16 protein-coding genes are annotated in these 14,487 nt (G+C 38.9%); 6 read left to right on the top strand and 10 right to left on the bottom strand.

What is annotated here, in order from left to right:
* Positions 1–25 precede the first annotated feature (25 nt).
* Positions 26–880: a glycosyltransferase family 2 protein gene (locus FBQ94_RS13665; RefSeq protein WP_007222689.1), complete on the top strand. Its 855-nt coding sequence runs from the start codon at positions 26–28 to the stop codon at positions 878–880.
* 55 nt (positions 881–935) lie between these two features.
* Here FBQ94_RS13665 and FBQ94_RS13660 read toward each other — a convergent pair whose 3' ends face one another.
* From FBQ94_RS13660 to FBQ94_RS13630, 7 genes are all read right to left on the bottom strand, one after another.
* Positions 936–2,162, bottom strand: coding sequence for an O-antigen ligase family protein (locus FBQ94_RS13660; RefSeq protein WP_007222688.1), 1,227 nt, complete (start codon positions 2,160–2,162; stop codon positions 936–938).
* Positions 2,152–2,940, bottom strand: coding sequence for a lipopolysaccharide kinase InaA family protein (locus tag FBQ94_RS13655; protein WP_007222687.1), 789 nt, complete (start codon positions 2,938–2,940; stop codon positions 2,152–2,154). The genes FBQ94_RS13660 and FBQ94_RS13655 overlap by 11 nt, the downstream gene beginning before the upstream one ends.
* Entirely contained in the window at positions 2,933–4,084 is a 1,152-nt protein-coding gene (locus FBQ94_RS13650; protein WP_007222686.1) for a glycosyltransferase family 4 protein, read from the bottom strand. Before FBQ94_RS13650 ends, FBQ94_RS13655 begins: the two co-directional genes overlap by 8 nt.
* A 25-nt stretch (positions 4,085–4,109) precedes the next feature.
* Positions 4,110–5,093: a glycosyltransferase family protein gene (locus FBQ94_RS13645; protein WP_007222685.1), complete on the bottom strand. Its 984-nt coding sequence runs from the start codon at positions 5,091–5,093 to the stop codon at positions 4,110–4,112.
* A 48-nt stretch (positions 5,094–5,141) separates the two neighbouring features.
* Positions 5,142–5,963 carry a lipopolysaccharide kinase InaA family protein gene (locus FBQ94_RS13640; RefSeq protein ID WP_007222684.1) on the bottom strand — a complete coding sequence of 274 codons (822 nt, stop codon included), beginning with the start codon at positions 5,961–5,963 and terminating at the stop codon, positions 5,142–5,144.
* A 120-nt stretch (positions 5,964–6,083) separates the two neighbouring features.
* Entirely contained in the window at positions 6,084–7,166 is a 1,083-nt protein-coding gene (locus FBQ94_RS13635) for a glycosyltransferase (protein WP_007222683.1), read from the bottom strand.
* 335 nt (positions 7,167–7,501) lie between these two features.
* Positions 7,502–8,287, bottom strand: a complete 786-nt coding sequence (locus tag FBQ94_RS13630) for a glycosyltransferase family 2 protein (RefSeq protein ID WP_007222682.1) — start codon at positions 8,285–8,287, stop codon at positions 7,502–7,504.
* Between the two features lie 216 nt (positions 8,288–8,503).
* On the opposite strand from FBQ94_RS13630, the gene FBQ94_RS13625 reads away from it, so the two are divergent.
* From FBQ94_RS13625 to FBQ94_RS17535, 5 genes are all read left to right on the top strand, one after another.
* Entirely contained in the window at positions 8,504–10,219 is a 1,716-nt protein-coding gene (locus FBQ94_RS13625; protein WP_007222681.1) for a proline--tRNA ligase, read from the top strand.
* 296 nt (positions 10,220–10,515) lie between these two features.
* Complete coding sequence (locus tag FBQ94_RS13620) at positions 10,516–11,064, top strand: DUF4416 family protein (protein ID WP_007222680.1); 549 nt, start codon at positions 10,516–10,518, stop codon at positions 11,062–11,064.
* Between the two features lie 122 nt (positions 11,065–11,186).
* Positions 11,187–11,657: a nucleoside-diphosphate kinase gene (gene ndk, locus FBQ94_RS13615; RefSeq protein ID WP_007222679.1), complete on the top strand. Its 471-nt coding sequence runs from the start codon at positions 11,187–11,189 to the stop codon at positions 11,655–11,657.
* A 202-nt stretch (positions 11,658–11,859) separates the two neighbouring features.
* Complete coding sequence (locus FBQ94_RS13610) at positions 11,860–12,099, top strand: hypothetical protein (RefSeq protein WP_285442197.1); 240 nt, start codon at positions 11,860–11,862, stop codon at positions 12,097–12,099.
* A gap of 50 nt (positions 12,100–12,149) precedes the next feature.
* Entirely contained in the window at positions 12,150–12,299 is a 150-nt protein-coding gene (locus tag FBQ94_RS17535) for a toxin-antitoxin system TumE family protein (RefSeq protein ID WP_352246827.1), read from the top strand.
* A 226-nt stretch (positions 12,300–12,525) separates the two neighbouring features.
* Here the strand turns inward: FBQ94_RS17535 and FBQ94_RS17530 are convergent, their stop codons facing one another.
* The 3 genes from FBQ94_RS17530 to FBQ94_RS13600 all read right to left on the bottom strand — a co-directional run bounded on the left by FBQ94_RS17530 (position 12,526) and on the right by FBQ94_RS13600 (position 13,371).
* Positions 12,526–12,717 carry a DUF5615 family PIN-like protein gene (locus FBQ94_RS17530; RefSeq protein ID WP_352246820.1) on the bottom strand — a complete coding sequence of 64 codons (192 nt, stop codon included), beginning with the start codon at positions 12,715–12,717 and terminating at the stop codon, positions 12,526–12,528.
* Positions 12,718–12,963: 246 nt separating this feature from the next.
* Positions 12,964–13,110: a DUF5615 family PIN-like protein gene (locus FBQ94_RS13605; RefSeq protein WP_285442196.1), complete on the bottom strand. Its 147-nt coding sequence runs from the start codon at positions 13,108–13,110 to the stop codon at positions 12,964–12,966.
* 42 nt (positions 13,111–13,152) lie between these two features.
* Complete coding sequence (locus tag FBQ94_RS13600) at positions 13,153–13,371, bottom strand: DUF433 domain-containing protein (protein ID WP_007222676.1); 219 nt, start codon at positions 13,369–13,371, stop codon at positions 13,153–13,155.
* Positions 13,372–14,487 lie beyond the last annotated feature (1,116 nt).

Raw genomic sequence — 14,487 nt, 5'->3', positions numbered from 1 at the left:
CACATTGCCAGTAAGGGGATTGCAGGTGGTTGAACAAAGTTTAACAGTGGAACTGGTTATTCCAAGCTATAATAGATTAAGCATCCTGAGAAATACTTTGAAACAGGTAAGGATGTTATATCCGGATCTTAACATTTGTTTGGGGTTACAAGGTGAAAAGCCAGATCAGGATTTTCAGGATCAATTAGAAAGCGACCCCTGTGTGCGGGTTGAAGTATTGCCAGTCCCAAGTACTACCGGGACGTTGAATCATTGTATTTTGAGTTCTCAAGCTGATATTATATTAAGCCTGGACGATGATGCAGTTCCCTGTTTTGGCTGGCTTGAGGCCCATGTAGCAGCTTTTACGAGAGATACTGATTTAGTCTATACTTCTGGCCGTGAGATAAGATCAACAAAAGGGATATCTGCATTTTCAGACTGGTTCCGTATTATGACTGAGTGGTTTTTCGGATTATTTGTAGGATGTGATAAGAAATTACAGGGACGTATAGTTGGTTGGATCAATTGGATTGGATTAATTTTTGCAAATTTCGATCAGCCAGGAACCTGCAAAATAAATTCTCCACGAGAGGGCAACATGGGCATAAGGCGCGAGTTGTTTTTAAAATTTAGCGGATTTAATAAAGCGTTTAGAGGAAATGCGTGGGGATTTGGAGCAGATTTTGGTTTACGGCTGGCCCGGGAAGGTAAATTTGGGCAATATTTAGGAGATGCTATTATCATTCATCATGAGGTTTCTTTTGGTGGAAGCCGTGAGTCGAAAAAGGCACAATGGTTCAGTGATTTTTTCTCTAACAATAAGCTGTTGATACATAATTTAGGGCCTCAGGCGTGGATAGGGTCTCTTCCTCGGTTAGTAAAAAAACGTCTTTTTTAAAGAGATCCCAATATAGTATTTGGTATAACAGGAAAATGGTATCGAAGGAAAGCCTTTAACCATGAGAGACGGTAGTAAATTGCCTGTTTATTTCCCTGTTGCTCTCATGCTTATAAAACTTAAACAGGCATTCATTCATGCCTAACAGTAACATGATAAACCTGAGTCTCTTGCTGGAAAAAAACATCGGCTCAAAACTCCCGCATATCAGAAAGCCTAGAAATGCTGCAAAAAAGCAGATAGAGAGGATATGGTAAAAACTAAACGCCTCTCTCTTACGATTTTCCTTTTCGATGAGAAAGCATCTTTGAATAAAGGTAAATATGAGCCATGCATATGCTGAGAAGCCAACCAAACCTGATGTAGCCAATATCTGAACATAATCCATAGATATTCTCATGTGTTTATCTGTGGAGACAAATTTATATGCATCTGGACCAATACCGGTAAGTAAATCTTTTTTCAAAATTGATATGGTATCTTTTATCATCTGTAACCGCTCCAGATTACTACCCAGCCGTATTCCTCCTTGTTGAAAAGGGTTGATGATACTGCTTATGAGCTTGCCAGTTGTAGAATCCGGATGATATAGTATAGTAACAAAAGCTGCCAGTATTATCATTGATACAAACCATGATGATAGTTTCCAGTTTCGGTAAAATAGTACCAATATTACACTGCTAAAGGTACCTAGCCATGCTATTCTTGAGAAACTCAAAAAGCTTGCTATAAGAAGAACACAGAGAGAGAACAAGAGAAAAGCTTGTCTCCTTTTTTCGATTTGATCCATAATCAAAAGACCGATTATGAGTGGAATAATGAGAGTATTTATATGAGCTGTATAGATATCCAATCGGGAAGACTGCGTTTGAAAGTACTTGAAGATTTCGTAAACAGACCAGGCTGTTGCCATAAGAATAATGAGGCCGACTAACCTTTCTATGAAGTCTCTTTCTAACCGGTAGCTTGCAAGCATAAGATAAAGGAGAAAATATCTTAGATTACCAATTGAGGATAAACTGTAGAGAGGGTTTATCGAAAATAAAGAAGTAAGAACTAAGGCTAGCATAAAGATGCCCATAGGTCTTTCAATCCCGGTGATACAAAATAACGGTTTTTTATTACTGAACCTGTTGATAGTGTAGCCTGTCAAAGCTAGCCAAAATGCTCCTTCATTTACCGCTATCGATAAAGGTAGAGAAATTACAAAGAAAATAAGGCTGCTCCTGAATAAAACATCCCCAAATTTTCCTATCGTAGTCGTAGTAATCTTACGGTACATTATTCTTTTTTTTTCTCTCCTTCTTTTTTTGAACAAGACCTTCAACCCTTTTTATATAGGTATGCACATCTCTTTCCTTGCACTCATTGCAATAGGTAATAAGAAAACGATAGGTATCAGGTTTGGTAAAGAGATTGTCCATTGACACTATGATTTGTGCAAGATTCTTTAACCTGCGCCTCTTGCTAACACAGATGTTGAATTTAACACCTTCCAGATCGATCAGGAATAGCTCGCAGTCTGATTCTTTGCCTTGAACGAGGATATTGCTTGCCTTCAGATCATTATGATATATTCCTTTTGTGTGAAGCAGGGCTATTAATTGAGCTAAATCCTGTATTAATCTTCTTTTCCATTTTCCATGAGGTGCGTTGCTACCCAAAAACCATTTTGTAAAATACCAATCAAGTTTTTCAGTATTGGATACCTTCTCCGTTACATACCAACTTTCACGTAAAAGTCCATATCTCCTTTTATCTAATATGGCAAGTGGCCTGGGGCTATTTGCACCCAGGACCTTAAGATGTTGAAATGCCTGAAAGGCCTTTTTTGATTTTGATATTCTTCGCATGCCGGATAAAAATGGATACTTGTGTACCTTAGCAATAATAGGAAGGTTACTCATGGTAAAATCAACGATTGTTGTTTTGGGTGTTTCTTTGATAACCTTAATTTCAGGCGGTTTTCTGCTAACTGTTGAGATAATACTTTCAGCTACTTCTTTAAAACCTTCCTCTATTATACCTTTATGGCCTTCTATCTTAATGAACTCAAACATCACATCTCAAAATAATCTGGTATAAATGTATAAATTGCTGAGCATTTCTGGAAATGGTGTAGTATTCAGCTATTCTTCTGGCAGCAAGAGAAAATTTCTCTCTTTCGGTGTTATTTGCTAAAAGGAATCGTATTTTCCCCGCCATGTCTTCAATATCGCCTGGATTGTTCAGTAACAAATAATCCATCCCTTCCATTATTTCAGAAACTCCGTTTGCCCTGCTTGTTATTACAGGAAGACCGCTCGCCATTGCTTCAAGGCACACATTTCCGAACGGCTCATAGAGGGTCGGAAGTACAAAGATATCCGCTGCTGCATACAATGTTTTTACATCCGATTGCGGACCTGTAAAAATAACACTGCCAGACAGATTTAGTTTTTCAGAAAAATGCACATACTTTTGAGTCGTATTATCTTTGCCAACGACAATAAGCTTTGTATCCGGGTAATCATTCTGTATTATTGCAAACGCCTGTATAAGAGAGGATAAACCTTTTCTCTCAAACCCCGTTCCAAGAAAAAGGATTACCTTCTCATGCAATTTTATATGAAACCTTTTTCTCACTTCAGAGAAGTATTTTTTCCTGTTGCATGGATGAAACGTGTCTATATCAACGCCATTATAAATAACCTCAATATCGTTTTCTGATATTCTATAGTTTGCGATAAGCTCTTTTTTAACCTGGTTTGAAACGGCTACTATCTTCTTGAAATTTCTTTTTGAAAACTGCTTCTTTTCGATAGAGAGAAGGAGCAACTGATACGGTAGATACAATTTGAAGTATCGTAATATCGGGTTCTTGATTTTCCGCAAAACGTTTTTCCTGTATTCTTTGTGGCAGCCGCCGCCTGCCCGAAAAACATCCTGTTTTATCGTTCTTCCGAAACCCTGAATAATATCAAACCGGTGCTTCTTAAGGACTTGTTGAGAGAACAACAGGAAACTTAGTACCTTTAAAAACCTGCCAGGTTTGATGATAGGGACCTTGTGTACAATAATCCTTCCGTCAATTGGCTTATCAATTTTTCCTACGATAAGATGCACCTCATGTCCCATATCGAGAAGTTGCCTGGCAAAGGTAAAGACAAATCGTTCAGTGCCTCCATGTGTGGTATATTTCGGATAGACCAGGGCAATTTTCAATCCTTACCCGCTCCATTCAATAAATTTAAACGCTGCTTAATTTTTTACCAATAATATTTTGAAGCTCTTTCGATATATCGTATAAATTATGATACTTCCGGATATATTCAACACCTGCATTTCCTAACTGGTCAATTTCTGCCTGATTTTCAATCAATCGGCCCAAAGCCGCTTTCCATTCAGTTATTGAGTTTACCGAAATACTGTTCTTGTTGGTTAAGAATTCGCTCGCAGCTCCTTTAATGTTACCTACAACAGGAACTCCACAACTGAGATACTGTAAGGCCTTAAGTGGTGATTTGCCCATGGAATATGGTTCGTATTCAAGGGGGAGCAATCCAATGTCGAGTGATTGAATAAATCCTGCCTCCTTACCGGGTTCGTATTTATAGTAGTCGAACGGGATAGTGAAATCAGGCTTTTTTCCTGAAAAAACAGCTAGGCGTGTCTGTTGATATATTGTAAGGACTTCTTCAAGAACGCTTTGAAGTTTTTCCAGATGCCAGAGATTTCCGGGAGAGCCTGCCCAACCTATAATAATCTCCTTTTTCGGTAATTTTGGGACTGGCTTCCAAATACTTAAATCGAGGGCCATCGGCACAACATAAACACGGTCGGTAAATGTATTGGCAAAATCCGCCAGAACTCGATTGGCTGTGATTATTCCATCAACGTGCTTAAACCAATATCTGATTCTACCATTTACTTTGAGTTGGGTAAACCACGAATAAGGTTTTTTCGGCCGAGTCCATAGAGCGTCATCAAAATCGAAGAACACGGGTATACCGATGGCGAATAGTTTTCGTCCAAATGACGGCCTTAAAAGCGCTTTTTGATTTATGATAGCATCGTAAGATTTTATTCGTGACCAGAAATCTTTAGTAACTTTTTTGATATAATAAATATCGAGCAGATGGCCATCTTCAGCCCACATCTTCTGACAAGCGCGGTATCGGAAAACCGTGCTTGCCGTATTTTCAGCGCCATATCCTATTACCGCAACTCGCATATTTTATTATAAGGTCCTTGATGTTAAATTCTTCATATTACTTTACTTTCAGGCCATAAGCGCTCTGAAAGTTATCCCATTCCTCTTCTCTAAGGGTATTTTTCTATGCTTCATAACCCTTTTGACCGTAATTTCTCCTATTCTTTTCAGCATCCGATTTCTATCAGGTTTAAGGGACTGATTTTCTTCCAAATAAGCATCGAAAAATCTTATCCTGTCAGAAGCAGTTATCCCGGGGACTACCATTCTATTGAGTTGCACCAGATTTTTAATCCGATGTTTTGCTGTAATGATAGAGACCTGTTTTGTTCTTTCGTTATCGAGGAGATAGACAAGACATCTTCCTTCAGCCATTACAATAAATATATTTACCGGGAGGAGATCTCCATGGATAATGCTAAACTTATGTAACTTTCCTATTTCCCTTCCTAACTGATATACCATTTCACGTTTTGCCTTAAGGCTGGTAAGTGATGGAAACACCTCCATGAGGGAAGACCCTTTGACTGGAAGTGTAACCAAAAAAGATTCCTGTAATAACCCAAAACTCCTTTTTTCTCCAATAGCTACTACCTCAGGAGCACGGAAGCCTTTACTCTCTAACATTTCCCCTGCTTTCCATGCCCGATAGGCCCTGGATCCTCTAAAAAGGTCTTTTATCTTAAATAAAAAGCCCGCAGACTGGAAGGTTTTTATAAACAATTCACCAAGTGCAGGATAATAAGTCTTCCAGACTATGGAATGGCGGGATGTATGAAAAGGATGTGACTCTTTTTTACAAATATTTTCCAGAAGCCATTTTGTAATACCTTGAAACCGTTCGTCAATAGAAAGCTTATATCCACCCTGGTAAAATTTAACAAAACCCATAGTTACACTCCGGCGCAAAATGGATTGATGTATGGTAGGCGGTGAGATAAAGTTTTTCTTACTCCTCGTCTACGCCAATTATGTATCATTATTTGCTCCATGTAAGAAATATTTTCATGGTTATGTTAAAAGGCTTTTATACACGGCTTCGGTCTTTTCAACCATTCTATCTACGGAGAATTCATTTACTTTCCTGAGACCTTTACGCGCCAGGTTCTTCCTTAATTTATCATCGGTTAAGAGCTTTATCATGGCCAATGCCAGAGCTTTTGAGTTCATAGGAGGAACTACGAGACCGGTAATACCATCTTCCACAATCTCCACACTTCCTCCAACATCCGTTGTAATAACCGGCACGCCTGTAGCCATTGATTCCTTAAGCACACCTGGCGAGCCTTCACCACTGATGGAAGATAAGACAGTAATTGTGCACAGGGAAACTGCCTGAGGAATATCCTTTTGAAAACCAAGAAATGATACCCTCTCAGCAATATCCAAATTCTTTGCATATCGCTCTAACTCTTCTCTTTTCTCTCCATCACCGATCACCAAAAAACGTGCAGTAGGAATAATGGCTGAGACTTCTTTTGCCGCTTCCAAAAAGTATCTATGTCCTTTATGTTCGGCAAGATGGGCAATAATTCCTACTACGGGTTCTGATGGCTCACAATTTCTTTTCTTGTAACGATTAAGGTCTATGGCGCTGTGTATTGTTACTACTAATTGAGGAGGGATGCCGTAATGTATGAGACTCTCTCTTATATCTTCAGATACGGCAATTACCTTATCAACACCCATGTATTTAAGCCTTCTCAAAGAATGTTTGATAGGAAAACTGACCCTCCTTGAGACTACTGTTTTATGGCCTTTCGTTAGCATGGACGCCAGAAGTCCCAGGGTATGGGCATTGGATGTATGGAGGTGTAAAATATCATAGCCTCTTCTCAATAATTTAGCGACAGAGAAGATGGCACAAGGGTCGACACCGCCTCTCATCCTTACTTCATCAACCCATAGTTTCTCTACCTTTGCTCTTTCCGCCAGAGGACTATTAGGCTGGCATATGACGCCTGATTCATATCCCCGGTCTCTCAATCCCTTAACCAGGTAAAGAACTTGTTGTTCTCCACCGCGCCAGGTCTTTTCAGTATTTATGTGGAGGATTTTCAATTTATGTAAAAGAATTTCAATTCTGTAGGGCAACCCTTTAGGGTTGCTCTTTCCCGCGCACGTTCATGCGGGAAGCAAGGCTAAAGCCTTGCCCTACGGTTTCATAAAAAACAAAATAGCTGAAGGCCTAATTTAATATTTAGAAATTTCAGAGTTTTCCATTATGCTGTTAACACACCCCTAATCCAATTGTAGAGACACGGGATTTTGCGTCTCTCCAGGGGAACGAACCCACCCCTAACCCCTCCCAAGAGGGGAATAAAAAGTCCCCTCTTGGGAGGGGATTTAGGGGTGGGTAAAAAAGAAAAGTCGTTGGGTTTTGCCTTTTAAGACCAAACTAATTTAAAAGCAAAGTCTTTTATCGTTATTTATCTTTTCTCTGTACCTTTCTTTGCGCCCTGATAGTCGATTATATTGATTAACTCCCAGAGTTTTGCGTATTTTAAAAATACATAATAAGCCGAAGATATAGCTATGATAAAACCTGGAAGCCCATCCCTAAAGCCTTGTTTCAGGATATATTTTTTAAGAAATGTTAACGGAGGCCTTACCATGAGGCTCAGGAGGCCATCTCTTTTACCTCTTTTTTTGTATTCTTTAGCCGCCACACTGGTAAGGTTATTCATGGTCTTCACATGGTCTTCAATATTTTCATAGGTAAAGTGATATATATTGCCCTTCAGATAGCCAATCTTCCCATCAACCATAACTTCATCGTGGGGGTCAACCCCGTTCCATTTTCCTTTTTCCGTCCTAAAGAACCTGAGTTTGTAATCAGGATACCAACCGCTGTGCTCTATCCATCGGCCTAAATAATAGACCTTACGAGGTATAAAGTAACCATCATAATGACCTCCTTGCCCTAAGATGCTTTGAATCTCTGCTGCCAGTTCTGGAGAAACCTTCTCATCAGCATCGATATTGAGAATCCAGTCATACGTAGCAAGCTTTTTAGCAAAGGTCTTTTGGGTATTTATGCCTGGCCACGGGTTATAAAATATCTTTTCCGTGTACTCCTTACAAATGCTGATTGTTTTGTCACTGCTCCCAGAATCTACAATGATTATCTCGTCAGCCCATGTAAGGCTTTCTAAGGCATCACGGATATTTCTTTCCTCGTTAAGTGTTATGATGGTGACGGAGAGTTTTTCCATATGTATGTTTAGGAAATTCAAATGATTTATTCTAAGGGTAAAATAATACCATCAAATAGGCGCAGAAAGCAAGAAATTCCTAAGGCAGATGAGCTATTTCCGGATCAATCATTTTAATTCTTGAAAGAGAAAAATAAAAAACTATAATCTAGTGCTTGCACGTTAACTTTATAATAAAGAGAATACATAGTAATTCTTTTAAGGAATAAATAATTCATGAAATGGTCCCAAACACTAATTCCTACCTTGAAGGAGAGCCCTTCAGAGGCTGAAATTGATAGTCATAAACTTATGATTCGGGCGGGTCTTATCAGAAGAATCACGGCAGGCGCTTATGCCTATTTGCCACTTGGAATACTGGTTTTGAATAAAGTTATCAATATGGTGAGAGAGGAAATGAACCGGGCAGAGGCTGTTGAGGTGTTTCTTCCTGCGCTCCAACCGCTTGACCTTCTGCAGGAGAGCGGACGTTTAAACATATTTGGTGATGATTTAATTACCTTTGAAGACCGGCACGGCAAGGTAACTGCATTAGGTCCTACTCATGAGGAAATTATTACGGATATCGTAAGGAATGAGATTAATTCCTATAGACAGCTTCCTGTTACCCTGTATCAAATTCAAACCAAGTTTCGTGATGAAACAAGGCCAAGGTTTGGTGTCCTGCGGAGTAAGGAGTTTATTATGAAGGATGCCTATAGCTTTGATGTGGATTATGAAGGACTCAATAAGAGCTATAAATCCATGTACGATGCATATTGCCGTATATTTGACCGGTGTGGTCTTGAGTATATCATTGTTGAAGCAGACTCTGGTGCTATGGGTGGTGATGTCTCCCATGAATTTATGGTTCCCAGTAACGTGGGTGAAGATATCCTGATCCGGTGCTTAAAATGTGGCTACAGTGCCAATCGCGAACGTGCTGAGGCCGCACCCATTCCTTCGGAGAACAATGCAATTCCTCAAGCATTGAAAGAAATTTCTACTCCTAATAAGCGAACAATTCAGGAGGTGAGTGACTTTTTGAATGTAAAGCCAAACCGGATGGTTAAAACGATGATTTACATTTCGAACGGGCAGCCTATTGCCATTCTCTTGCGGGGTGATCATGAGGCCAATGAGACAAAGCTTGCTAAGGTTCTGGGACAAGAGACTCTTGCACTTGCAGACCATACCACGATTGAACATATCACGGGTGCACCAGTAGGTTTTGCTGGTCCTGTAAGATTGCCGGTAAAAATCATTGCTGATCAGGCAGTGTCCGTTCTTAATAACTTTGTTACGGGCGCTAACAGGCCAGACAATCACTTGTTAAATGTGAATCCTGAAAGGGATTTTACGATTGATCGGGTTGCCGATATTCGGTATGTAGCCAAAGGAGATAGGTGTCCAAAATGTTACCATGAAATCGATATCTCGCAAGGTATTGAAATTGGACACGTCTTCAAGCTAGGTACGAAATATAGTGATGCACTTAAGGCCAAATTCCTTGACCCGAATGGTAAGGAAAAATCTATGATCATGGGGTGTTACGGGATTGGAGTTAACCGCATCATTGCATCCCTTATCGAGATATCACATGACGAAAATGGTATTATATGGCCATTGTCATTGGCTCCGTATCATGTCATTATCATACCTGTTAATGTTAATGATGTACCGAGTATGCAGATGGCGAATCAACTGTATGATGATCTTACCAAGAATGCAGGTCTTGAAGTGTTGTTGGATGACCGGGACCAAAGGCCAGGAGTGAAGTTTAAGGATGCAGATTTGATCGGTATCCCTATAAAAATTATTATTGGTAAGAAGTTTACAGAGACAAAAGAGCTTGAGATAAAATTAAGGAAAACCGGCGAAACATTCCTGACACCACCTGAAGAAGTTAGATCAAGATTAAAATCTCTATTTGAAATATTATCAAAACCTTAAAATTAGCCACGAATTAACATGAAATGAAAAATAAATTAACCACAGATTAACACGAATAAACACTGATAAAGATATTTAAAGAGTGCTTTAATTTGAACATGTTAGGAAATACAAATTCCTTAGTTGTACTATTAACATCGTCAGTTTCTTTTTTTAGAGAAAATTCAGAGATGTGTTGATATGAGACAGAGTTTCACTCGTATATTCGATAGCAAAACAAAGATAAAGATGCTGAAGACCTCATTTAAGCCGATTTTCATTCGTGTCCATTCGTGTTAATTCGTGGCTAAACTTCTATGGGACAAATCTCTTTACCAAAACCTGCAAATTTAATTATCGGTATACTAACAAGCATTCCTGAGCTTTTATTCCAAATAGATAAGACACTGGAAGTATATTTCGGTCCTATAGACCTTCGAAGTGATATCCTACCCTTTACCTTTACTGAGTATTATAACGAAGAAATGGGTACAGGTATCCAAAGGCAGTTCTACAGTTTCGAAAAGCTGATAATGCCAGACGAGATAGCGCCCATTAAAGTACAGACCAATACACTGGAGGAAACCATTGCTTCATCAAAGAAATATCCTGTACAGCGACCCATCAATATTGATCCCGGCTACATGAATGAAAGTAGGCTCATCCTTGCCTCTACGAAAGATTTTTCCCATCGTATTTATCTACGAGATGGAATATATGCCGAAGTAACCCTCAACTATCGTGGTGGAAGACATGAATCCTTTCCCTGGACATTTCCAGACTACAAGAGCGCTGATTATCAAAACTTTTTTCTCAAGGCAAGAGAAGTTTATGTGAAGAAGCTCAAGGGAAAAGAACACTATTAGAATATTTTATCAGTGTTTATCTGTGTTAATCCGTGGTCAATTTAAAAGATGTTTATGTAATTACTCCTGTTTTCTCTATGTTCTCTGTGATTAAATTTTTTAACAAAAGGAATAAATCTCTTATGGAAAAGACCTTAATTATATTAAAGCCAGATGCTGTTCAACGCCGTTTATTAGGAAAGATCATTGCTCGATTTGAAGAAAAGGGATTTCAAATACTTGGGATGAAAATGACGCAGATTTCAGAATCCTTAGCGAGAAAACACTATGCCCCGCATGAGGGTAAGGACTTTTTTGAACCATTGATTAGATACACAACCTCAGCGCCAGTAGTGGTTATGGCGCTTAAAGGCAAGAATGCCATAGAAATCGTCCGAAAGATGATGGGAGCCACCTTTGGCTCTAAGGCTGAACCCGGCACGATCCGTGGCGACTATGCTGTCAGTAACCGTTTCAACCTGATCCACGGCTCCGACTCTCCTGCTTCTGCCGAAAAAGAAATCGGTATCTTCTTTAAGAAAGAAGAACTCTTTGAGTACAACCTAACGGATATTCAATGGGTTTATGATATGTCGACAGGGGATATAATATAGGAATATGGGGATATTTGCATTGAATATGACAGTAAAATTGCCTGATTAACAGAGATATTGAAAGATTTTACTATCGGGCAGTGAAAGTCCTGGAAAAAGCAGGCTATTGGAAGATAGCGCAAAGAATATCGATATTTCATACAAAACTCAGAAACAAATGCATCCAGGTAGTACATGATTTACATGGTAAGGCGGTTTTATAATGATAAAATTACAAATTCAATCTGACACAGAGGATGGAATTATTGATGTTATTCGGGCTGCCATTTCTGCTGAAATCAAAAGGCTCGAGATTGGCTTGAGTAAAACAAACATGCATATTAAAAAGTTTGAAACTGAGTATAAGGTAACATCAGAAGTATTTCAGAAAGAGTTTTCAGCCGAAAACCTGAAAAATGGAGACCAGGAATATATAGAGTGGGCAGGCGAATTGAAGAAATAGAATATGTTGCTCACTGAATATTTCGCCAGACTTGTAAAGGGTATTGAGGAATATTCAGGTATGATAATGCTGACCATAAACCTCGGTTAAACTTCAATTCTCATAAACACCTCTCATCGGGCGAAATAGTTCAATCTGGTGTGCCCGAATTAAACAATATTTTTGAAGAAGTAATGGATTATATTTTACGAATTAAATAACAAAACACAACTCCTGTGAAATAAAGGTATTATCTACTCAGTAGCCTGTAAATCTTAAATTTGCATTCCCAGAATTCCTGGTTAGATTTACTACATCTGGTAATATAAGCCAAATGAAGCATTAGCAATTCTCTTACTTCAAATTAAAAATCAAGGGCATATTAGTATACTCACTTAACATATCCTTCTGTTTGATTCTTGCCATAGGTGACCTCATACAGTGATCCTATCGCAATAAAAGAATTCCGGCTGTTGGGTTTTCTTGCATCTGTTGTATGGTTTCATAATGTGCTCGTATCAATTTCTCGATTTGGCTAGTAGTACAATTACCTACTCTGATCCAGATTATCTTGGGAGGGAAACCTCGCAATGTACTTATAGTGATCAACGCCTGAAACCGGACAGGAAGAGATATCATGATTATGGTATAAGGTATCTTTCTTTTTCAATCCCGAAGGGATGTCATGATGATAGCAAGAACAGAAAAAAGGTTTTCAACCCCGAAGGGGTGACATGAGGAACCTGCGTTCCGGTGTCATCCCTTCAGGATTTGATTTCATGATACTTTCTTATCTATAACCATGTCGCCCCTTCGGGGTTATGTATCCGTAGGTTTTCACTGTGTTTTGAGATACGCGGTATGTTCGGTTTCATATATGGAGCACTATAATTCGTTGAAATCAGCGTCTCTAGTTACAATAATAAATCCGCGTTCAAGCGCCCATTTCCAGACCTCATCATCTGTAGCGCGATCAAGTCCTTTTAAGGAAACATGTGTTGAATCAGGGAATACATCTGCGATGTCTGTCAACTAATTTCGGTGACAAATTCTGATCAAAGAGGAGTTTCATTATTACGTTATCAGAAGCTGGCGTTCACGGTCTGCAGCATAGCTCAAACACGCCTGGATGTCTTCCTTTGTCAGATAGGGGAAATCTTTTAGGATTTCCTCTGGAGCCATGCCAGCAGCCAAATATGACAATATATCATATACTGTAATGCGCATACCACGAATACAAGGCTTACCACAGCGTTTACCGGGTTCAATTGTTATTATCTCTTGATATTTCATCTTAAATTAGAGAATCCTAAATAAAGTATTTAAAAGGTTAACTATAATGACAGATTGACACTAACTATAACCGAATAAAGACCCTTTTTCAACAAAAAGGAAGTATTAAAACAATGTGTTTCCCGCAGCTATTTAGCTAAATGAAGAGTTGCCTATCTACCATTCATTCTGAGCCTGTTAAAGGGTAGTTGTCAATCTAAGTGTTCCTCCATCTTGTTCGCAATATCTTTCCCGTTCCCCGTTTTCACGAGGACATAGTTTGGGAAAACGCTTGTACGGAAACTCTGTTTCACGAATAAAGAGATACTACGTATAATTCCTGTAGGGGCAAGTTTGAAACTTGCCCCTGCTCGAAACAGAATTTCGAATCAATTGTGGGGTTGCCCAAAAAGTCCTAAAAATCAACATTTACGCATACCGTAGGTAAGGGCGAATCTTGTATTCGCCCTTATGTATTACACTGGTAAATACTTTTTGGATAACTCCAAGCTTCTAATAATGTCTTGTGACATTGCCATGAATTAAAGATTTGGTCCAGGCGCTTAGCGCTTCATGACCGGCAAAATCTTGTCAATGTCCTGTAATCATGTCCCAAAAGTGTCTTACGAGACAGAAGTGTCTCAGGACATATATGTCTCATGAGACACTTTTCATACCGAATACAATAATTCCATTTTTTTCGCTTATTGTTGTAAATTTTTATTGATATAAGATTTATGATATAAAATTGAAAATCCCTTCCAATGGTACAGAAATAGCCTCCTATAAACAAAATTGGGAGATAAATCCCATCTGCGTGAGCATAATTAAATAACGGAACAAGACAACCATGTGTTGAATAGTCTATATCAAAAAGACTTGACAGATATATCTTGTTTTTGGTAGAAACATCGTAACATCTAAGATAGAAATGAATTGTGAAGATTTCCTTGTAAAGATACGGCGTAACAATTCATTCATTTCCTCTACGTCAGCATTTGTAGTAAAAAGTTTTGATATTTCAAATAAATTGTAGGGAGTAAACCGATGGTATATTTCTTGCAGCCAAGCCAAGCCAAGCCAAGCCAAGCCAAGCCAAATAAATAACCCTATTTTAGTTTCGATATTTTCTAAAAC

Origin of the sequence: Candidatus Jettenia sp. AMX1 (genome assembly GCF_030263775.1) — a bacterium.
In the GTDB taxonomy this organism is placed as follows: Bacteria; Planctomycetota; Brocadiia; order Brocadiales; family Brocadiaceae; genus Jettenia; species Jettenia caeni.
Note: the sequence above shows the minus strand (reverse complement) of the source record. Positions and strands in the feature narration are given on the sequence as shown.